We start from the raw sequence: 20171 nt of genomic DNA, 5'->3' as shown, positions 1-20171 counted from the left end.
AGGTGAAGAATGGCGGAGCCGAAAGACAACGATTTCCTGGACGATATCGACGCGGCAGAAGCGGACGAATACGCGGATGATATGGCCGAGATTGACGACGAGGCGTTGGAGCTGGACCAGCTTCGCGCCGAACGGGATCAACTGAAAGACCGGTTCATGCGGGCGTTGGCGGATGCGGAAAACGCACGCAAGCGGTCGGACAAGGACCGGCGCGAGGCCGAGAATTACGGCGGGTCCAAGCTGGCCCGCGATATGCTGCCGGTGTACGACAACATGAAGCGCGCGCTTGAGGCCGCAACAGAGGACCAGCGCAGCGTCGCGGGCCCCTTGCTGGAAGGCATCGAGCTGACGATGCGCGAACTGCTGAGCGTGTTCAAGAAACACGGCATCGACATGATCGCGCCCGAAGTGGGCGACAAATTCGATCCGCAGCATCATCAGGCAATGTTCGAGGCACCCGTGCCCGGCACCAAGGCAGGCGAGATCATTCAGGTCGCCGCCGAAGGTTTCATGCTGCATGACCGTTTGCTGCGCCCGGCGCAGGTCGGCGTGTCTTCGATGCCCGCGTCCTAAGGGCAGCTGGATTTAAGTTTTGAGGAGGCGGTCAGGTTTTGGCCGCCTCTTTCAGTTTGTACAGCGCTTCCAGCGCCTGTTTCGGTGTCATTTCGTCTGGATGCAGGTCACCCATCATCTCTAACACAGGGCTTTTTGCAGCTTTTGGCGCGGGCGGGGCGGCTTGCATACTGAACAGCGGCAGATCGTCGATGATCGCCTTTTGCGTGGCACCGCCCTCGCGTTCACCCTTTTCCAACGCTTCCAGAACCGTGCGGGCACGGGCGATGACCGACGCGGGAAGCCCCGCCAATTGCGCGACCTGCACGCCATAGGACCGGTCGGCCGCGCCCTTTTGAACCTCATGCAGGAACACGACTTCGCCGTCGAATTCCTTGACCGCGACGGTGGCGTTGTCGACGTGGTCCAGCTTGCCGGCCAGCGCGGTCAGTTCGTGATAGTGCGTGGCGAACAGCGCACGGCTTTTGTTGCCGTCGTGCAGGTGTTCCAGTGTCGCCCAAGCGATGGACAGGCCGTCATAGGTGGCCGTGCCGCGGCCGATTTCGTCCAGGATCACCAGCGCGCGGTCGTCGGCCTGATTCAGGATCGCCGCGGTTTCGACCATTTCCACCATGAACGTGGACCGTCCGCGTGCCAGATCATCCGCAGCACCGACGCGGCTGAACAACTGGCTGATCACGCCAATCCGCGCCGAAGATGCGGGCACGTAGCTGCCCATTTGCGCCAGCAGGGCGATCAGGGCGTTTTGCCGCAGGAAGGTTGATTTACCGGCCATGTTCGGACCGGTCAGCAGCCAGATGTTAGATCCGTCCTCGGCGGTCAGGTTGCAGTCGTTGGCGATGAACGGCGCACCTGATCCATCGCGCAGGGATTTTTCCACGACCGGATGCCGCCCGCCGACGATGTCAAACGCGCGGCTGTCGTCCACCTGCGGGCGACACCAGTTTTCGGCACGTGCCAGACGGGCAAGGGCGCATGACACATCCAGTTCGGCCAGCGCGGTGGCGGTCTGGAAAATCTCGGCGGCTTTGGTCAAAACAGTCTCGGAAAGCATTTGATAGAGACGCTTTTCCGTCTCGATTGCTCGGTTGCCCGCATTCAGAATTTTCGTTTCCATCTCGGACAGCTCAACCGTGGTGAACCGCACTTGGTTCGCGGTGGTCTGCCGGTGGATGAAGGTTTCGGACAGCGGTGGCGACAGCATCTTTTCGGCGTGGGTGGCCGTGGTTTCGATGAAATAGCCCAGCACGTTGTTGTGCTTGATCTTCAGCGACGAAATTCCGGTGACCTTGGCGAACTCCTGTTGCATCGCGGCAATCACCGACCGGCCCTCGTCCCGCAGGGTGCGGGCTTCGTCCAGGTCGGCGTCATACCCCGGCGCAATGAAACCACCGTCGCGGGCCAAAAGGGGCGGTTCGGCCACCAGCGCGTCGTCCAGCAGGTCAATCAGATCATCCATACCGCCCATGCGGTTCAGCGCATCGACGACACCGTGTGGCGCATCCGGTCCCAGACCGTCCTGCGCGATGGATGCGGCTTGGGTCAGGCCATCGCGGATGGCGGTCAAATCACGGGGACCGCCCCGGTCCAGCGACAGACGCGACAGGGCGCGATCCAGATCGGGCACATGGCGCAGACGCTCGGTTAGTCCTTGCGAGAGACTGTTATCAAGGAAAAAGCCGACCGCATCCAGCCGGTCCTGAATGATCCGCACATTGCGCGAGGGGCTGGACAGACGCCTCTCTAACAAACGCGCGCCGCCTGCGGTCAGGGTTTTATCAATCGTCGCCAATAGCGATCCGGCGCGGCCACCGGACAGGGCGTGGGTCAGCTCCAGATTGCGCCGTGTGGCGGCGTCGATCTGGACCTGTCCCAACTGGTCCTCTTGCTGCGGCGGACGCACCAGCGGCAGTTTGCCCTTTTGCGTAATGTTCAGATATTCGACTATCGCGCCCATTGCGGAAATCTGCGCACGGTCAAAGGTGCCGAAGGCATCCAGCGTCTGCACCGAAAACAATTCGCACAGCCGCTTTTCGCCGCCGGTGCTGTCGAATGTCGCGCGCGACAGGGGTGTCATCGCAATCCCGAAATCAGAGACTAATTCGGCCAATTCAGGCTCGGATGCATCCATAACGATCAATTCCGACGGTGCCAGCCGCGCCAGCTCCGGCCCCAGCCGCATCTGGTCCAGCGGCATCACCCGGAACGCACCCGTGGACATATCCAGCCACGCCAGCGCCGCCGTATCGCGGACCTGGGCAAAGGCGGCCAGATAGTTGTGTTGCCGCGCGTTCAGCAGCGAATCTTCGGTCAGCGTGCCGGGTGTCACCAGCCGCACAACGCCGCGTTTCACCACAGATTTGTTGCCGCGTTTTTTCGCCTCGGCGGGGTTTTCCAACTGTTCGCAAACGGCCACGCGAAACCCCTTGCGGATCAACGTCAGCAGATAACCTTCGGCCGAATGCACGGGCACGCCGCACATGGGGATGTCGTCGCCGTCATGTTTGCCACGTTTGGTCAGGGCAATGTCCAACGCCTCGGCGGCGGCGACCGCGTCGTCAAAGAACATTTCGTAAAAATCGCCCATCCGATAGAACAGCAGCGACCCGGGGTGCGCCTGCTTGATCTCCAGAAATTGCGCCATCATCGGCGTGACCGTCATACCTGCCCCCATGCAAACCAGCGCGACCTTACAAACGCCAGCGGCGGAGCGAAAGCCAAAGCTGATTGAGCGCGGAAGATCGCTCGGTTATGAGGGGTCAACACATTGGAGGAATGTTGCACATGTCGAAGACCAAAGTCACAGCAGAAGAGGCGCTGGCCTTCCATCTTGAGCCCACGCCGGGCAAGTTTGAGATCACTGCAACGGTCCCGATGACCACCCAGCGCGATCTAAGCCTGGCCTATTCGCCGGGCGTTGCCGTGCCGTGCGAGGCGATCGCCGCAAACCCCGAGACGGCCTATGATTATACGAACAAGGGCAACCTTGTGGCGGTGATTTCCAACGGGACGGCGGTTCTGGGCCTGGGCAACCTGGGTGCGCTGGCGTCCAAGCCGGTGATGGAGGGCAAGGCGGTTCTGTTCAAACGCTTTGCCGACGTGAACAGCATCGACATCGAACTGGACACCGAAGACCCCGACGAGTTTTGCCGCGCCGTGCGGCTGATGGGGCCGACGTTTGGTGGGATTAACCTTGAGGACATCAAGGCGCCGGAATGCTTTATCATCGAACAGCGTCTGAAAGAGGAAATGGACATTCCCGTTTTCCACGACGACCAGCACGGCACCGCCGTGATCTGCGCCGCCGGTCTGATCAACGCGCTGCATCTGTCGAACAAGAAAATCGAAGACGTCAAGATTGTGCTGAATGGGGCAGGGGCGGCGGGCATTGCCTGTCTTGAACTGCTGAAATCCATGGGCGCGCGCCATGAAAATTGCATCATGTGCGACACCAAGGGTGTGATTTATCAGGGCCGCACCGAGGGCATGAACCAGTGGAAATCGGCCCACGCCGTCAAAACCGAAACGCGCACGCTGGAAGAGGCGATGGTGGGTTGCGATGTGTTCCTGGGTGTGTCGGCCAAAGGTGCCGTGACACCGCAGATGGTCGCGTCGATGGCGGACAATCCGGTGATTTTCGCCATGGCCAACCCCGACCCCGAGATCACGCCCGAAGAAGCCCACGAGGTTCGCATGGACGCCATCGTGGCCACGGGGCGCAGCGATTACCCCAATCAGGTGAACAACGTGTTGGGCTTTCCCTATCTGTTTCGCGGGGCACTGGACATCAACGCACGCGCCATCAACGACGAGATGAAGATCGCCTGTGCCCACGCGCTGGCGCAACTCGCGCGCGAGGATGTGCCGGACGAGGTGGCGCTGGCCTATGGCAAGAACCTGACATTTGGTCGGGATTATATCATTCCCACGCCCTTTGACCCGCGTCTGATCCACCGCATCCCGACGGCTGTGGCCAAGGCAGGGATGGACACCGGTGCCGCGCGCCGCCCGATCATCGACATGGAAGCTTACGAGCTGTCGCTGAAATCGCGGATGGACCCCACGGCGAACATCCTGCGCGGTATCAACGCGCGGGCCCGTGCGGCGCAGGCGCGGATGATCTTTGCCGAGGGCGACGATCCCCGCGTGTTGCGCGCGGCGGTGATGTATCAACGCTCGGGTCTGGGCAAGGCGCTGGTCGTCGGCCGCGACGTCGACGTCAAGGCCAAGCTTGAGGCGGCAGGTCTGGGCGATGCGGTGCGCGAGATCGAGGTGGTCAATGCGGCCAACACCCAGCATTTGGACACTTACAAAACCTTCCTCTACGACCGTTTGAACCGACGCGGCTTTGACCGGGCGGACATTCACCGTCTGGCGGCACGGGATCGGCACGTGTTTTCGGCGCTGATGCTGGCGCATGGACATGGTGACGGTCTGGTGACCGGCGCCACGCGCAAGTCGGCGCATGTGCTGGAACGGATCAACAAGGTGTTTGACGCCGATGCCGAACACGGGGCGGCGGGGATCACCGCGCTTCTGCATAAGGGGCGTATCGTTCTGATTGCGGACACATTGGTGCACGAATGGCCGGACGAGGAAGACCTGGCCAACATTGCCGAACGCGGGGCCGTCGTGGCGCGGCATCTGGGGATTGAACCGCGTGTCGCTTTTGTCAGCTTTTCGACCTTCGGCTATCCGGTGTCCGAGCGGGCCGAGAAAATGGCGGCAGCACCCAAGGTTCTGGACCGGCGCGGCGTTGATTTCGAATACGAGGGCGAAATGACCGTCGATGTGGCGATGAACGCCAAGTCGCAACAGGCCTATCCGTTCTCGCGGTTGACGGGGCCCGCGAACATTCTGGTGGTGCCGGCGCGGCATTCGGCCAGCATTTCGGTCAAGCTGATGCAGGAAATGGGTGGTGCCACGGTGATCGGGCCGATCCTGTCCGGCGTGGACCGGTCGATTCAGATCTGTTCGACGGTATCAACTGCCAACGACATCCTGAACATGGCTGTTCTGGCCGCCTGCAAGGTCGGCTGATGGCGATCTGGAACCTTGGGTCGATCAACATCGACGTGGTGTACCGAGTGTCGCATTTGCCGGCGCCCGGTGAAACACTCGCCGCGACCGAGGTGACGCGTGGGCTGGGCGGCAAGGGGGCGAATATGTCCGTTGCCGCCGCCCGTGCTGCGGGACGGGTGGTGCATGTTGGCGCGGTCGGGGCCGATGGTGGCTGGACTGTGGACCGGCTGATGGAATACGGCGTCGATGTGCGCCACATCGCGCGGCTGTCGGGTGAAACGGGCCATGCGATCATCGCCGTGGATGGCGCGGGCGAGAACAATATCATTCTCTACACCGGCGCAAACCGTCATCTGGCCAACGATATGATCGGTGCGGCATTGTCGTCGGCGGACCGTGGCGACACGCTGTTGATGCAGAACGAAACCAACGGACAGGCCGAGGCGGCGCAGATGGCCAGCCAGTTGGGACTAAAGGTTGTTTATGCCGCTGCCCCCTTTGACGCCGATGCGGTGCGCAGGGTCATGCCCTATCTGGACATGCTGGTGCTGAACGCGGTCGAGGCGGCGCAGCTGAGCGATGCGCTGGGCGCCGAGCTGGCCGATTTGCACATTTCGCAGATCGTGGTGACACGCGGTGCGGATGGGTGCGACCATTACGACAACATCCGCAAAACCAAACAGCATTACCCGTCGATCAAGGTTGACGCGGTTGACACCACGGGTGCCGGCGACACGTTCACCGGCTATCTGGTGGCGGGGCTGGACCGTGATCTGCCGATTGCTCAGGCGATCGACCTGGCCATGACCGCCGGGGCGATCATGGTCACGCGACACGGCACGGCGGATGTGATCCCCGACCTGAAAGACATCGAAGACTTCAAGCTGCGTTAACTGCCTGGCACAAACGCGGCATCGCTGCCCCAAAGCTGTTTCACCCGCGCATCGCGGCCACAGGCCTTGCGGTAGGCTTTGTAAGCGTTGGCCTTGGATTTCGGGCCAAAGCGGGTCAGGATCAGGCTGGATTGTTTGTAGTAATCCTGATGATATGCGTCAGCGGGGTAAAACTCTGATGCGGGTAGAATGGGCGTGACCACGGGTTTGCCCAATGCGGCCTGTGCTGACGCCTTGGCCTGTTCCGCGGCCTGTTTCTGTGCGGGGTCCGCTGCAAAGATCGCCGTGCGATAGCTGTCGCCCCGATCACAGAACTGTCCGCCCGCGTCCAGCGGATCGACGGACCGGAAGAACAGGTTCAGCAAGGTGTCAGCCTTGACCACATCGGCGTCATAGGTGATCTGCACCGCCTCGTAATGGCCCGTGCCGCCGGCCACGACCTGTTTGTAGGTCGGGTTGGCGACAGTGCCACCGGCAAAGCCTGAAACGGCTTCTTTCACGCCTTTGACCTTTTCAAAATCGGCCTCGACGCACCAGAAACAACCGCCCGCGACGGTCAGTTTTTTCATATCTGCGGCCTGCGCAGTGGTGGACAGGCCGGCACAGGTGGCGGCGATCAAAAACAAACGTTGAATAATCATGACAAACTCCCTTTGGTTCAGCATGTAGGGGAATGGTCGTTTCGCTCAAGCAATTGCGCGACTGGTCACGCCAAGGTGAAGCGGCATCAAAAGGAGCAGCACATGAAAACCAAACGCATCGCAATGTGGTCGGGGCCGCGCAACCTGTCGACGGCGATGATGTACAGCTTTGGCGCGCGGGCCGATTGCAAGGTTGTGGACGAGCCGTTTTATGCGGCCTACCTGAAGGCATCGGGCATCGACCACCCGATGCGTGACGAGATTTTGGCAGCGCAGCCGACGGATGGGCAAAGCGTGGCGGATACACTGATTTCCCCTGTGTCAGAGCCTGTTTTTTACCAAAAACACATGGCCCACCACATGATCGACGGCATTCCGCGCGACTGGATGGATCAGATGACCAACGTGTTTTTAATCCGTCATCCGGCCCGCGTTCTGGCCAGCTATGCGCAAAAGCGCGAGGGGCCAAGTCTGAGTGATATTGGATTTGTTCAGCAGGCGGCGCTGTTCGACGCGGCGGAGGCGCCCGTTGTCATCGATTCCGCCGACATTCGTGACAACCCCGAGGGGATGTTGCGCGCATTGTGCGATGCTGTCGGGATTGATTGGGATGCGGGCATGCTGAACTGGCCTGCCGGTGGCCACGCCGACGACGGCGTGTGGGCGTCGCATTGGTACAACGCGGTGCACCGGTCAACAGGGTTCGCAGGGGCCGAAGGGCCGTTGCCGGATTTGCCGCCCGCGTATCAGGACATCGCCGATGCAGCGATGCCCTATTATACGCGGATGGCAGAGAGAAAGCTTAGCCTTTAAGGCGACGGTCGCGCGCGGCCAGCAGTTTCAGGCGCAGGGCGTTCAACTGAATGAACCCTGCGGCGTCTTTCTGGTCGTAAGCGCCTGCGTCGTCTTCAAAGGTCACATGCGCTTCGGAATACAGCGAATGATCCGACCAACGGCCCACGGTGCGCGCCAGACCCTTATACAGTTTCAGACGCACGGTGCCTGTCACATGTTCCTGGCTGCGGTCAATCAACGCTTGCAGCATCTCGCGCTCGGGCGAGAACCAGAAGCCGTTGTAGATCAGCTCGGCGTATTTCGGCATCAGCTCGTCCTTGAGGTGCGCGGCACCCCGGTCCAGCGTGATCTGTTCAATGCCGCGGTGCGCTTCCAACAGGATGGTGCCTCCGGGCGTTTCATAGATGCCGCGTGATTTCATGCCGACAAAACGGCCCTCGACCAGATCAAGACGACCAATGCCGTGCTTGCCGCCCAGTTCGTTCAGCTTGGTCAGAACGGTCGCAGGCGACATCGCTTCGCCGTTGATAGAGACTGCATCGCCCTTTTCAAACCCGACTTCAATGTATTCGGGCGTGTTGGGCGCATCCTCGGGGGCGACGGTGCGCTGATAGACGTAATCGGGCGCGTCCTGCGCGGGGTCTTCCAGCACCTTGCCCTCGGACGAGGTGTGCAGCAAGTTCGCATCGACCGAGAACGGCGCTTCGCCGCGTTTGTCCTTGGCCACGGGAATCTGGTTCTTTTCGGCAAATTCCAACAGCTTGGTACGGCTGGACAGGTCCCATTCACGCCAGGGCGCGATCACCTTGATGTCGGGGTTCAGCGCATAGGCGGCCAGTTCGAACCGCACCTGATCGTTGCCCTTGCCGGTCGCACCGTGGGCGACGGCATCGGCGCCTTCGATGGCGGCGATTTCCACCAGACGTTTCGAAATCAGTGGGCGCGCGATCGAGGTGCCCAACAGGTACAGCCCCTCGTACAGCGCGTTGGCGCGGAACATTGGGAACACGAAATCGCGCACGAACTCTTCGCGGACATCTTCGATATAGATCGACGACGCGCCCATCATTTCGGCCTTGGCCCGCGCGGGCTCAAGCTCTTCGCCCTGACCCAGGTCAGCGGTAAATGTGACGACTTCGCAACCGTATTCGGTTTGCAGCCATTTCAGGATAATCGAGGTGTCGAGGCCGCCGGAATAGGCCAGCACTACTTTCTTTGGCGCGCTCATTTGTACTTTCCACATTATGGTTTTGCAGGTGGCGATATAAGGTTTCGGCCCTCGGGGCAAGATTGACCCTTGCACACAGGGCGCTTAGGGCTGGATCGACCTGAAAGGACTGCCATGACGTTCAAAGATGATGCACAGGCTGCCACCACCGAAATGCGCAGCGTTTTCCCTGCGACCCCGCTGTTGCGCAACGACCTGCTGTCGGCGCGCTATGACGCCGACATCTGGCTGAAGCGCGAAGACCTGAGCCCCGTGCGGTCCTACAAGTTGCGCGGCGCGTTCAATGCCATGCGCAAGGTCATTCCCGGCCAGTCGGTTTTTGTCTGCGCCTCGGCGGGAAACCACGCGCAGGGCGTGGCGTTCATGTGCCGCCATTTCGGCGTGCGTGGCGTGATTTTCATGCCGGTGACGACGCCGCAGCAAAAGGTGCAGAAAACGCGGATGTTCGGCGGCGATGCGGTCGAGGTGAAGCTGATCGGTGACTATTTCGACAACACGCTGGCGTCGGCTCAGGCGTTTTGTGCCCAAGAGGGTGCGCATTTCCTGTCGCCCTTTGACGACGAGGACGTGATCGAAGGGCAGGCGTCGGTCGCGGTCGAGATTGAACAGCAGTTGGGCCGCGTGCCGGATCGGATCGTGCTGCCTGTGGGCGGCGGCGGGCTGTCGTCGGGTGTCTACAGCTATTTCGGGGGTGCGACGCAGTACACATTTGTCGAACCTTCCGGCGCCAAAAGCCTGGCCGCAGCGGTCGAGGCGGGCCAGCCGACCGAGGTGAAGCCGGTCAACACCTTCGTCGATGGCGCGGCCGTGGCGACCATTGGCGTGCGCACCTTTGACCGTTTGCGCGGGATCGCCCGCCGCGACGTGATCGACCTGTCCGAGGACCGCATTTGCACCACCATTCTGGAAATGCTGAACGTCGAAGGGATTGTTCTGGAACCTGCCGGCGCGCTGAGCATCGAGGCGCTGGGCGATTTGCGCGACGACATCCGGGGCAAGACCGTGGTGTGCGTCGCCTCGGGCGGAAACTTTGATTTCGAACGTTTGCCCGAGGTCAAGGAACGCGCGCTGCGCTATTCCGGGGTCAAAAAGTATTTCATCCTGCGGTTGCCCCAACGGCCCGGTGCGCTGAAGGATTTCCTGTCGTTGCTGGGACCGGAAGACGACATTGCGCGGTTTGAATACCTCAAGAAATCGGCGCGCAACTTTGGTTCGGTCCTGATCGGGATCGAAACCAGCGCGCCCGAGAATTTCACCGGTTTCTTTGCGCGTCTGGATGCGGGCGGATTCGCCTATACGGACATCACCAACAATGAAACCGTCGCGCAATTTGTCATCTAGGGGGAAAGACATGGATTTTCAGGACAAGGTTATCGTCGTCACGGGCGGGGCCAGCGGCATCGGTGCGGCGATGGTGCGCAAGTTTGCGGCTTTGGGCGCGCGGGTCTGCGTGGCCGATCTGAATATGGACGCGGCACAGGGGCTGGCCGATCAGGTGGGCGGCATGGCGATGCGCTGTGACGTGACGAACGAGGGTGACATCGTGGCACTGTGCAACGGCGTCACCGCCACCATGGGGCCGGTGGATGTGTTTGTGTCGAACGCCGGTTTGGGCCGCGGACAGCCCAGCCATGCGGCGTCAGCGTCGAACGACACGTGGTTGCTGAACTGGAACGTGCATGTGATGGCGCATGTCTATGCGGCGCGGGCGTTGTTGCCGCAAATGATCGAACGCGGGTCGGGCTATTTCGTCAACGTGGCATCGGCTGCGGGTCTGCTGAACCAGATTGGCGATGCGGCCTATTCCGCGACCAAACACGCCGCCGTCAGCTTTGCCGAATCGCTGGCGATCAGCCATGGCGGCGACGGCATAGGCGTGTCGGTGCTGTGCCCGCAGTACGTGGCGACGCCGCTGATTGAACTGTCGGATGCCGATGCGGCGGGCCATGCGTCATTGATGACAGCCGACGACGTGGCGCAGGCCACCATCGACGGGATCAACGGCAAACAGTTCCGCATTCTGTCGCATCCCGTGGTTAGCGAATACGTCAAGGTCCGCGCGATCGACCCCGACGGTTGGCTGGAAGGGATGCGCAGGCTGAAAGCCAAGGCCGAGCGCGAGCTGGGTCAGGCAGGGATCAAGGATTTTTACAAGCTGGTCTAGGCCGCCAGCTTTTCGTTCTTTTCCGCCAGAAAGCACTGTTTCGAGATGTCATAGCTGTGCAGCAACAGCGCGACGTCCACTTGGTCGGCCCGGCCTTGCCGCGCCATCACCTCGCCCTGCTGGCACAGGTCCGCGAAATCGGCAAAGCCCAGATTAAGCGCGCAGCTTTTCAGGAAATGCAGGTCGTGTTCCAGATTTTCGGCCTGTGCCGAGTGGCGGATGCGGGCGGTGACCTCTTCCACCTCTTCGATGAACAATTCGATCACTTCGTCCATTTCGCCCGCGCCGACCTGATCGCGCAGCGCGGTCACCTGAGCCCAGTCAATCATTGCAATTCCTTTGGGTTACTCGCCTAAAAGATGTGCCGGAGAAGTAAACATCCGGTGAGTGATCTCAATTTTAGGTATCTTTCGGGGGATGATGACACGTCGTTAATTCTGTTCGTTCACTACATCAGGCAGACTGTTCTGATCTGGATCGAGCCGAATGCACCTGACCGCCCCGAACCCCCTGCCGGAGCGCGCCGATGACGCACCCAAGGGCGCGCGGCGGCGTTTGGCGTTGATCGTGGACGACAGCCGCCTGCAACGGCGCATCCTGTGTAAATCGGTGCGCGCGTGGGGGTTCGACGTGATCGAGGCGGCTTCGGGCGACGCGGCGCTTGAATTGTGCCGCAACGTGACCCCCGATCTGGTGCTAAGCGACTGGATGATGCCGGGGATGAACGGGCTGGAATTTTGCCACGCTTTTCGCCAGCTCGAGGGTGAGGATTATGGCTATTTCATCCTGTTGACCTCGAAGTCGGAGAAAGACGAAGTTGCCCGCGGGCTTGAGGCAGGGGCGGATGATTTTGTCAGCAAGCCGGTGGACCTGAACGAACTGCGTGCGCGGATCACGGCGGGGGACCGCATCTTGCAGATGCAGCGGGATCTGACCGGCAAGAACCACCTGATTTCGCAGACATTGCAAGAGCTTCAGCGCCTGTACGACAGCATCGACAAGGACCTGCTTGAGGCGAAAAAGCTGCAACAATCGCTGGTGCGTGAACGGTCGGTTGTGCTGGACCAGGGGCACGTGTCGCTGTTGTTGCGGCCCAGCGGACATGTGGGTGGTGATCTGGTCGGGTTTTTCCGGTCGGGTGACGGGCACTTGGGGCTGTATGCCATCGACGTGTCGGGCCACGGGATCAGTTCGGCGCTGATGACGGCGCGGCTGGCGGGCTATCTGTCCTCCACCGCACCCGAACAGAACGTGGCGCTGATGCCCAACCCCGATGGCACCTATCGCATCCGCGCGCCGCTGGCTGTGATGGGGGCGATCAACAATCTGGTGCTGAATGAAATGGACACCGAACATTACTTTACGATGATCCTGGCCGATGTGGATCTGAACACCGGCAGGGTCGCGCTGGCACAGGCGGGGCATCCGCATCCGGTGGTGCAGCGCAGCGATGGCCGGATTGAACTGGCCGGTCCGGGCGGCTTTCCCGTGGGGCTGATCCATGACGCCGAGTTTTCGCAGATCGACCTGCAATTGCAGCCCGGCGACCGGCTGCTGTTGTGTTCGGACGGGGTGACCGAATGCCCGAACGGGTCCGGCGAGCTGCTGGACGAGGACGGGTTAGAGACGATCATGCGCGATCTGCACGGGATCACCGGCCCCGCATTTTTTGAAGCACTGGTCTGGAAGCTAAGCGAATTTTCCGGCCATCAGGACTTTCCCGACGATGTGTCGGGCGCGCTGTTCGAATATCAGCCCGTAGCTGACGCATAGCGTTGCAGGAACATCCGGTCGCCATCGTTGCCAAGGCTGTCGATCGCCTGATCCCATGGCAGCACCAGCGTCACGTGGTCGGGTTCAATCGGATCGGCCACGCGCCGCGTCGGGCGGGCGACAAACACCGTGCACAGTTTTTCGGCCCATAGGTCATATTCGGGCATATAGACAAACCGCCGGAACGCGCCCAGCCGCAGCGGTTGCGCGATGGCCCAGCCGGTTTCCTCCAGCACTTCGCGGTGTAACGTCTGCAATGGCGATTCGCCGGGATCAATGCCGCCGCCGGGCAACTGAATGTCCAGCCATTCGCCCTGCTGACCGGTCAAAAGCACACCGCCCGGCACCGGCAAAATCGCATAAGCGCCCGACCGCTGGGTGTATTTCTGACCTTTGACCGGGGGTGTCCCCATGCGACGGATCATGGTTTGCCTCTTTTACTGCGGATTGCGTCACCTATATTGACGCGATATGCCAACGACCGGCGCATAAGGAAACCCCAATGACTCTTGGAAACCAACTCGTGTGGGACGATACGGTCCTGCCTTTTCAGCTTGATGCCTCGGACATTCGTGGCCGCGTGGCGCGGCTTGACGGTGTGTTGGGCGGCATTCTCAAACAGCATGACTATCCCCCGCAGGTCGAAGCACTGGTCGCCGAGATGGCGTTGCTGACCGCCTTGATCGGCCAGACCATTAAACTGCGCTGGAAACTATCGCTGCAAGTGCAATCCAAAGGTCCGGTGCGGATGATCGCGACCGATTACTACGGACCAACGGAAGAGGGCGAACCGGCCCGCATCCGCGCCTATGCCAGCTATGACGCTGACCGGCTGACCGATGGCGCGCCGTTTGAAAACATCGGCGAAGGCTATTTTGCGATCATCATCGACCAGGGTCAGGACATGGCCCCCTATCAGGGTATTTCGCCGCTGGTGGGCCCCACACTGTCCGCCAGCGCCGAGGCGTATTTCGCCCAGTCCGAGCAGTTGCCGACGCGGTTCCAGCTGAGCTTTGGCCAAAGCACCGAAGGCAGTGGTGATGCGCATTGGCGTGCCGGTGGCGTGATGCTGCAACACATGCCCGAGGCGTCGCCGCTGATGGCCAAGGCCCCCGGTGAAGGCGATATTCTGAAGCCGACCGACCTGCTGCACGGGGACAAGCAAGAGAACTGGAACCGGGTGAATATCCTGTTGGACACCGTGGAAGAGCTTGAGCTGATCGGCCCGCATGTGCCGCCGAACGACCTGCTGACACGTCTGTTCCACGAGGAACTGCCGCGCGTCTTCGACCCGCAAGCGGTGCGTTTTGGCTGTACCTGTTCGGAAGATCGCGTGCGTCAAAGTCTGTCGATCTATTCGGCGCGCGATATTGAAACGATGACCACCGACGATGGCCGCGTGACCGCCGACTGCCAGTTCTGCGGCGCGCATTACGATCTGGACCCGAAAACGGTTGGTTTTGACGCAGAACAGGCGCCCAGTGACGATTGATCTGAACGCCATCAAGGCCGCGCTGGACCGTCCGGGGCGGCCGTCGTCCGATTTTGACCTGAACCCCGACGCGGTGCTGCCCGAGGGGCGCAAGCTGCGCCCGGCGGGTGTGCTGGCCGCCGTGGTCGAGGGTAAGACCGAGCTTGAGCTGATCCTGACCACGCGGTCGTCTGCGCTGAAGCATCATCCGGGGCAGATTGCCTTTCCGGGTGGCAAGCAGGAAGAGTCTGACGCCGATGTCACTGCCGCGGCCCTGCGCGAGGCGCACGAGGAGATTGGCCTGCCGCCGGATCTGGTGCAGGTGCTGGGCAATCTGCCGCCGCATGAAACTGGCACCGGTTTTCTGGTCACACCGGTTCTGGCCTATGTCGGTGCGCCATTTCAGGTTCTGCCCGAAACCGGCGAAGTGGCCGAAGTGTTCCAGGTGCCGCTAAGCCACGTTTTGAACCCCGACAACTACATCACCCAATCACGCCGCTGGCGCGGGGTGATGCGCACCTATTACACGGTGCCTTACGGACCCTATTACATCTGGGGCGCAACCGCGCGTATGTTGCGGGCATGGACCGACCGGATGACATGAAACTGCCCGCCGATGTGCCCTGGCTGAACGATGCCGGTGCCTTGGGGCTGTGCGCCGCGCTTGAGCGTGCGGGGTTTCAGGCGTTGTTCGTGGGCGGCTGTGTGCGCAACGCAGTGCTGGGCGTTCAGGCCAGTGACATCGACATTGCCACCGATGCGACACCGGATCAGGTGCAATCCGTGAGCAAGGCGGCAGGGTTCAGGACGATCCCGACGGGTATTGACCACGGCACGCTGACGGTCGTGATCGACGGCGACCCCTACGAGGTCACCACGTTTCGCAACGACGTTGAAACCGATGGCCGTCACGCCGTTGTCGCCTTTTCCACCGATGTGGCCGACGACGCGCGGCGGCGTGATTTTACCATGAATGCGCTTTATGCCCGCGCGGATGGCACAGTGGTCGATCCGCTGGGCGGTTTGCCTGATGCGCTGGCGCGGCGGGTGGTGTTCATCGACGATGCCGCCGCCCGCATCCGCGAGGATTACCTGCGCATCCTGCGGTTCTTCCGGTTTTCCGCGTGGTACGCCGACCCTGCGCACGGATTTGACGCCGATGCGCTGGCCGCCATTGCCACGCATCTGGACGGGCTGGCGCATCTGTCTGCCGAACGGGTTGGCGCCGAAATGACCAAGCTGCTGGGCGCGCCAGATCCCGCGCCTGCTGTGGCGGTGATGGAACGTGTCGGCGTGCTGATGCAATTGTTGAGTGGGGCGCAAGCGCGCTGGCTGGCACCGTTGATCCACGCCGAATCCATGCTTGACCTGTCACCAGATCCGATGCGCCGTCTGGCTGTTCTGGGTGGTGAAGATGTGGCGGACCGGCTGCGTTTGTCCAAGGCGGACGCCCGTTCAGTCGAGTTGCTGCGCGAACAGGCAGGCACGGCTGCTGGTGCCGCCGAACTGGGATACCGCCATGGGCTGAACACTGCGCTGGGCGTGATCGCAATGCGCGCTGCTTTGTTCGAAAGCCCTGTAAACATGGGTGATGCGACCGCCGCCGCACATGGCGCTAAGGCACAATTCCCTGTCGCTGCGCGGGATCTGATGCCTGCGTTAAACGGCCCCGAACTGGGTGCGAAACTGAAAGAGCTTGAGACGCGCTGGATCGCTTCCAACTTTACCCTGACACGGGCGCAGCTTTTGGGCTGACATTCTCCGGCGTTCGGGCTATCTGGTTTACAGACAAGGAGAGTGCGACATGTACCGCGGGATTTGGTTTTCATAACCACAGCTGATTGAACGGTCTGCAAGCGTGCGCAGACCCCAGTTGAATTCCGTCTTTCCTACAGGTCCCACATGTTCAAATATTTCGAAAACCTCGTCGATCCCTATGCGCCTTTTGCTGAAACCAACACACCGCCCACGCGGTTGTGGCCGTTCATGCGCGAGTACGCCAAGCCGTTCAAAACCGTGTTTATTCTGGCGGGCATTCTGTCCATCGTCATCGCCGCGATTGAAATCGGGCTGATCTATTACATGGGGCGGGTTGTTGACCTGCTCCAAGGCACGCCGTCCGAGGTCTGGGCGGCGCACAAGGTCGAGCTGATCGCGGTGGCCATCTTTATCCTGACTTTGCGGCCGCTGATTCAGTTGCTGGACGTGATGCTGCTGAACAACACGATCATCGTGAACTTTGGCACGTTGATCCGCTGGCGGTCGCACAAGCATGTGCTGCGTCAGTCGGTCGGCTGGTTTGAAAACGACTTTGCCGGGCGCATCGCCAACCGCATCATGCAAACACCCCCCGCCGCCGGCGAGGTGGTGTTTCAGGTGTTTGACGCGATTTCCTATTCGCTGGCCTATATGGTTGGTGCGGCCATCCTGCTGTCTACATCTGACCCGCGGCTGCTGCTGCCGTTGCTGATCTGGATGGTGCTGTATGGTCTGCTGATCAACTGGACGACGCGGCGGGTCGGCCCCGCGTCCAAGGCGGCGTCGGATGCGCGCAGCGCGGTCACGGGCCGTGTGGTCGATGCCTATACCAACATTCATTCGGTCAAGATGTTCGCCCATCACGACAGCGAACTGAACTATGCCAAGGATGCGATCGAACACACGCGCAAGACGTTCCAGACCGAAATGCGGATTTTCACCACGATGGATTTCTCGTTGGTGGTGCTGAACGGCCTGCTGATTGTCGGCGTTGTCGGCTGGGCGATTGCGCTGTGGGTTCAGGGGCAGGCGTCGGTCGGCACGGTAGCGGCGGCCACGGCGCTGGCGCTGCGGCTGAACGCGATGACCGGCTGGATCATGTGGGCGCTGACCACGTTCTTCCGCGAACTGGGTGTCGTGGCCGAAGGGATGGAAACGATTGCCCAGCCTGTGACACTGGTAGACGCGCCCAAAGCGAAGCCACTGGCGCTGACCGACGGGCGGATCGAGTTGAAGGCGTTGACGCATCACTATGGCCGCGCTTCGGGTGGGCTTGACGGGATTGATCTGACGATCCAACCCGGCGAAAAGGTCGGCCTGATCGGACGGTCGGGCGCGGGCAAGTCCACGCTGGTCAAGCTGCTGCTGCGGTTCTACGACCCCGAAAGCGGGCGGATCGAGATTGACGGTCAGGACATCACCAAGGTGACGCAGGACAGTCTGCGGCTCAGCGTTGGCATGGTGCAGCAAGAAAGCAGCCTGTTGCACCGGTCGGTGCGCGAAAACATCCTGTACGGTAGACCGGACGCGACCGAGGCCGAAATGATCGCTGCCGCGAGACAGGCCGAGGCGCATGATTTCATCATGACGCTGACCGATCCGGCCGGCAACGTGGGCTATGACGCGCAGGTCGGTGAACGCGGCGTGAAGCTGTCGGGCGGGCAACGCCAGCGGGTGACGCTGGCGCGGGTGATCCTGAAAAACGCGCCGATCCTTTTGCTGGACGAGGCGACAAGCGCGCTGGACAGCGAGGTCGAGGAAGCGATCCAAGGCACGCTGTACAAGATGATGGAGGGCAAAACCGTGATTGCCATCGCGCACCGTTTGTCCACCATTGCCGAAATGGACCGGATTCTGGTGCTGGACGGCGGAAAGATCATCGAAGACGGCAGCCATGACGCGCTTTTGGCCAAGGGCGGCCTATATAGCCAGTTCTGGACCCGCCAGTCGGGCGGATTTCTGAACCCCGAGGATGCGGCATGAACATCGCCAAATGGATACACGCCTTTCGCCCTGCTGACGGGCCGCCGCCGCAAACACTGGCCCCGTTCATGCGCTGGGCGCTGTCGGGGGCCTGGCCTGCGCTGTGGATGGCTGCGGTTTTCTCGGCGGCGGCGGGCACCGTCGAGGCGGGGACCGCGTGGCTGTTGGGCAAGGTGATCGACGCCAGTTCCGCGCTGGGGCCTGATGGGTTTTTCGCGGTCGGGAACCTGGCGCTGATCCTCGGTGCGATTGCATTTTTCCTGCTGGCACGGCCCGTGCTGTTTGGTCTGTCGTCGTCGGCCAACGCGATCATCGTGCAGCCAAACCTGAACCCGCTGGTGCTGTCGCGCCTGCACCGCTGGACGCTGGGCCAGTCGGTGCGGTTCTTTGACAACGATTTCGCAGGCCGCATCGCGCAAAAGCAGATGCAGACTGCGCGCGCGGTGACAGATGTTGTTGTGGAAATGATCAACGTCGTCGCCTTTGCGTTGGCGTCGCTGGCGGGGTCAGTGGTGTTGCTGGTGGCGATTGACTGGAAAATCGGGCTTGGCTTTATGGTCTGGCTGATGGGGTATTTCCTGATGATCCGGTGGTTCTTGCCCCGCATCCGCGCACGCTCGGCGGCGCGGGCAGGCGCGCGGGCGATGGTGTCGGGGCAGATTGTCGATACGATCACCAACATCAAGACGGTCAAGCTGTTCGCCCATGACGACCACGAAGACCGCGCGGCGCTGGGCGCGATGGGCAACTTTCGCCGTACTGCGCTGGACTTTGGCTATTTGGCGGCGGGGTTCCGGTTTTGTCTGATGACGCTGGCGGGGCTGTTGCCGGTGATCCTGTTGGGCTGGACCTTGATCCTGTGGAAACAGGGCATCGCCACGCAAGGGGACATTGTCGCCGCCGGCGCTGTGGCCATCCGCATTGCGCAGATGACCGGTTGGGTCAGTTTTACGCTGATGGCGATCTATTCCAGCATCGGCGAGATCGAGGACGGCATTCACACGCTGACGCCGCGCAACCGGACTGAAAACAACCCCGACGCCCGCGATCTGGACGTGGGACAGGGCGGAATTGTTCTGAAAAATGTGAACTTTGCCTACGGGCGCGATGTGGGCGGGATTTCCGGCGTGAACCTGCACATCGAACCGGGGCAAAAAATCGGCATCGTCGGCGCATCGGGCGCGGGGAAATCGACCCTCGTGGCGTTGCTGTTGCGGCTGTACGAGACCGAAGGCGGCACAATCAGCATTGATGGCACCGACACCAGCACCGTGACACAGGAAAGCCTGCGCCGCAGCATCAGCATGGTCACGCAGGAAACGGCGATGTTCAACCGCTCGGCCATGGACAACATCCGATACGGCCGCCCCGAAGCGACCGACGAAGAGGTGTTTCAAGCCGCCCGCGAGGCCGAGGCGCATACGTTTATTCAGGATCTGGAAGACCACAAGGGCCGCACCGGCTATCACGCCCATCTGGGCGAGCGTGGCGTGAAACTGTCCGGCGGCCAACGCCAACGGATTGCACTGGCCCGCGCCATCCTGAAAAACGCGCCGATCCTGATTTTGGACGAAGCGACCAGCGCGCTGGACAGCGAGGTCGAGGCGGCGATTCAGTCGGCGCTGGACCGAGTGATGGAAGGCAAGACCGTGCTGGCCATCGCCCACCGTCTGTCGACGCTGACCGAAATGGACCGGATTATCGTGATGGATCAGGGTCGCATCGTCGAGGACGGCAGTCACGAAGCCTTGCTGAAAGAGGGCGGATTGTACGCGCAATACTGGCATCTTCAGTCGGGCGGGTTCCTGCGCACCGAAGCGGCGGAATAAGACCCTAAAATGTGAAAAAGCCGCCCGGTGACAGGGCGGCT

17 protein-coding genes are annotated in these 20171 nt (G+C 61.4%); 12 read left to right on the top strand and 5 right to left on the bottom strand.

What is annotated here, in order from left to right:
• Positions 1-9: 9 nt before the first annotated feature.
• Positions 10-573 (top strand): nucleotide exchange factor GrpE, encoded by a 564-nt coding sequence (locus AAC077_RS09685; RefSeq protein WP_339768944.1) that lies wholly within the window; start codon positions 10-12, stop codon positions 571-573.
• Between the two features lie 31 nt (positions 574-604).
• On the opposite strand, the gene mutS is transcribed toward AAC077_RS09685, so the two are convergent.
• Entirely contained in the window at positions 605-3235 is a 2631-nt protein-coding gene (mutS, locus tag AAC077_RS09680) for a DNA mismatch repair protein MutS (protein WP_339768943.1), read from the bottom strand.
• Between the two features lie 122 nt (positions 3236-3357).
• Between mutS and AAC077_RS09675 the strand changes: the two genes are divergently transcribed.
• Both AAC077_RS09675 and AAC077_RS09670 read left to right on the top strand, forming a co-directional pair.
• Positions 3358-5613, top strand: coding sequence for an NADP-dependent malic enzyme (locus AAC077_RS09675; protein WP_339768941.1), 2256 nt, complete (start codon positions 3358-3360; stop codon positions 5611-5613).
• Positions 5613-6488 (top strand): ribokinase, encoded by an 876-nt coding sequence (locus tag AAC077_RS09670; RefSeq protein WP_339768939.1) that lies wholly within the window; start codon positions 5613-5615, stop codon positions 6486-6488. Before AAC077_RS09675 ends, AAC077_RS09670 begins: the two co-directional genes overlap by 1 nt.
• Here AAC077_RS09670 and msrA read toward each other — a convergent pair.
• The gene (gene msrA, locus AAC077_RS09665; protein WP_339768937.1) at positions 6485-7129 is read right to left on the bottom strand and encodes a peptide-methionine (S)-S-oxide reductase MsrA; all 645 of its coding nucleotides are present in this window, start codon (positions 7127-7129) and stop codon (positions 6485-6487) included. The genes AAC077_RS09670 and msrA overlap by 4 nt on opposite strands.
• Before the next feature lie 123 nt (positions 7130-7252).
• On the opposite strand from msrA, the gene AAC077_RS09660 reads away from it, so the two are divergent.
• Positions 7253-7942: an HAD family hydrolase gene (locus AAC077_RS09660; RefSeq protein ID WP_339769497.1), complete on the top strand. Its 690-nt coding sequence runs from the start codon at positions 7253-7255 to the stop codon at positions 7940-7942.
• Here the strand turns inward: AAC077_RS09660 and AAC077_RS09655 are convergent.
• Positions 7932-9152: an argininosuccinate synthase gene (locus AAC077_RS09655; RefSeq protein WP_339768935.1), complete on the bottom strand. Its 1221-nt coding sequence runs from the start codon at positions 9150-9152 to the stop codon at positions 7932-7934. The two genes, AAC077_RS09660 and AAC077_RS09655, sit on opposite strands and share 11 nt — an antisense overlap.
• 114 nt (positions 9153-9266) lie before the next feature.
• Between AAC077_RS09655 and ilvA the strand changes: the two genes are divergently transcribed.
• Complete coding sequence (gene ilvA / locus AAC077_RS09650) at positions 9267-10493, top strand: threonine ammonia-lyase IlvA (protein ID WP_339768934.1); 1227 nt, start codon at positions 9267-9269, stop codon at positions 10491-10493.
• 10 nt (positions 10494-10503) lie between these two features.
• A complete protein-coding gene (locus AAC077_RS09645) occupies positions 10504-11316 on the top strand; it encodes an SDR family oxidoreductase (protein WP_339768933.1) in 813 nt (270 codons plus the stop codon).
• On the opposite strand, the gene AAC077_RS09640 is transcribed toward AAC077_RS09645, so the two are convergent.
• The gene (locus AAC077_RS09640; protein ID WP_339768931.1) at positions 11313-11645 is read right to left on the bottom strand and encodes an Hpt domain-containing protein; all 333 of its coding nucleotides are present in this window, start codon (positions 11643-11645) and stop codon (positions 11313-11315) included. The two genes, AAC077_RS09645 and AAC077_RS09640, sit on opposite strands and share 4 nt — an antisense overlap.
• Positions 11646-11802: 157 nt before the next feature.
• Between AAC077_RS09640 and AAC077_RS09635 the strand changes: the two genes are divergently transcribed.
• Positions 11803-13089, top strand: a complete 1287-nt coding sequence (locus AAC077_RS09635; RefSeq protein ID WP_339768929.1) for a SpoIIE family protein phosphatase — start codon at positions 11803-11805, stop codon at positions 13087-13089.
• On the opposite strand, the gene AAC077_RS09630 is transcribed toward AAC077_RS09635, so the two are convergent.
• Entirely contained in the window at positions 13068-13514 is a 447-nt protein-coding gene (locus AAC077_RS09630; RefSeq protein WP_339768927.1) for an NUDIX hydrolase, read from the bottom strand. The two genes, AAC077_RS09635 and AAC077_RS09630, sit on opposite strands and share 22 nt — an antisense overlap.
• A 77-nt stretch (positions 13515-13591) precedes the next feature.
• Here AAC077_RS09630 and AAC077_RS09625 point away from each other — a divergent pair, with 77 nt between their 5' ends.
• The 5 genes from AAC077_RS09625 to AAC077_RS09605 all read left to right on the top strand — a co-directional run bounded on the left by AAC077_RS09625 (position 13592) and on the right by AAC077_RS09605 (position 20130).
• Complete coding sequence (locus AAC077_RS09625; protein ID WP_339768925.1) at positions 13592-14581, top strand: Hsp33 family molecular chaperone HslO; 990 nt, start codon at positions 13592-13594, stop codon at positions 14579-14581.
• A complete protein-coding gene (locus AAC077_RS09620) occupies positions 14571-15164 on the top strand; it encodes a CoA pyrophosphatase (RefSeq protein WP_339768924.1) in 594 nt (197 codons plus the stop codon). Before AAC077_RS09625 ends, AAC077_RS09620 begins: the two co-directional genes overlap by 11 nt.
• Positions 15161-16315, top strand: a complete 1155-nt coding sequence (locus tag AAC077_RS09615; RefSeq protein WP_339769495.1) for a CCA tRNA nucleotidyltransferase — start codon at positions 15161-15163, stop codon at positions 16313-16315. The genes AAC077_RS09620 and AAC077_RS09615 overlap by 4 nt, the downstream gene beginning before the upstream one ends.
• Positions 16316-16462: 147 nt before the next feature.
• Positions 16463-18301, top strand: coding sequence for an ABC transporter ATP-binding protein (locus AAC077_RS09610; RefSeq protein ID WP_339768922.1), 1839 nt, complete (start codon positions 16463-16465; stop codon positions 18299-18301).
• Positions 18298-20130 (top strand): ABC transporter ATP-binding protein, encoded by a 1833-nt coding sequence (locus tag AAC077_RS09605; RefSeq protein WP_339768921.1) that lies wholly within the window; start codon positions 18298-18300, stop codon positions 20128-20130. Before AAC077_RS09610 ends, AAC077_RS09605 begins: the two co-directional genes overlap by 4 nt.
• The last annotated feature ends 41 nt before the right edge of the window (positions 20131-20171 follow it).

This window comes from uncultured Pseudosulfitobacter sp. (assembly GCF_963976325.1).
Classification (GTDB): domain Bacteria; phylum Pseudomonadota; class Alphaproteobacteria; order Rhodobacterales; family Rhodobacteraceae; genus Pseudosulfitobacter.
The sequence above is the reverse complement of the archived record's forward strand: the minus strand, read 5'-3'. Positions and strand labels throughout refer to the sequence as shown.

What these genes read in the sequence shown, in the direction of transcription:
- AAC077_RS09685 (WP_339768944.1), top strand. Translation starts at nt 10, where the DNA reads ATGGCGGAGCCGAAAGACAACGATTTCCTGGACGATATCGACGCGGCA.
- mutS (WP_339768943.1), bottom strand. Translation starts at nt 3,235, where the DNA reads ATGACGGTCACGCCGATGATGGCGCAATTTCTGGAGATCAAGCAGGCG.
- AAC077_RS09675 (WP_339768941.1), top strand. Translation starts at nt 3,358, where the DNA reads ATGTCGAAGACCAAAGTCACAGCAGAAGAGGCGCTGGCCTTCCATCTT.
- AAC077_RS09670 (WP_339768939.1), top strand. Translation starts at nt 5,613, where the DNA reads ATGGCGATCTGGAACCTTGGGTCGATCAACATCGACGTGGTGTACCGA.
- msrA (WP_339768937.1), bottom strand. Translation starts at nt 7,129, where the DNA reads ATGATTATTCAACGTTTGTTTTTGATCGCCGCCACCTGTGCCGGCCTG.
- AAC077_RS09660 (WP_339769497.1), top strand. Translation starts at nt 7,253, where the DNA reads ATGTGGTCGGGGCCGCGCAACCTGTCGACGGCGATGATGTACAGCTTT.
- AAC077_RS09655 (WP_339768935.1), bottom strand. Translation starts at nt 9,152, where the DNA reads ATGAGCGCGCCAAAGAAAGTAGTGCTGGCCTATTCCGGCGGCCTCGAC.
- ilvA (WP_339768934.1), top strand. Translation starts at nt 9,267, where the DNA reads ATGACGTTCAAAGATGATGCACAGGCTGCCACCACCGAAATGCGCAGC.
- AAC077_RS09645 (WP_339768933.1), top strand. Translation starts at nt 10,504, where the DNA reads ATGGATTTTCAGGACAAGGTTATCGTCGTCACGGGCGGGGCCAGCGGC.
- AAC077_RS09640 (WP_339768931.1), bottom strand. Translation starts at nt 11,645, where the DNA reads ATGATTGACTGGGCTCAGGTGACCGCGCTGCGCGATCAGGTCGGCGCG.
- AAC077_RS09635 (WP_339768929.1), top strand. Translation starts at nt 11,803, where the DNA reads ATGCACCTGACCGCCCCGAACCCCCTGCCGGAGCGCGCCGATGACGCA.
- AAC077_RS09630 (WP_339768927.1), bottom strand. Translation starts at nt 13,514, where the DNA reads ATGATCCGTCGCATGGGGACACCCCCGGTCAAAGGTCAGAAATACACC.
- AAC077_RS09625 (WP_339768925.1), top strand. Translation starts at nt 13,592, where the DNA reads ATGACTCTTGGAAACCAACTCGTGTGGGACGATACGGTCCTGCCTTTT.
- AAC077_RS09615 (WP_339769495.1), top strand. Translation starts at nt 15,161, where the DNA reads ATGAAACTGCCCGCCGATGTGCCCTGGCTGAACGATGCCGGTGCCTTG.
- AAC077_RS09610 (WP_339768922.1), top strand. Translation starts at nt 16,463, where the DNA reads ATGTTCAAATATTTCGAAAACCTCGTCGATCCCTATGCGCCTTTTGCT.
- AAC077_RS09605 (WP_339768921.1), top strand. Translation starts at nt 18,298, where the DNA reads ATGAACATCGCCAAATGGATACACGCCTTTCGCCCTGCTGACGGGCCG.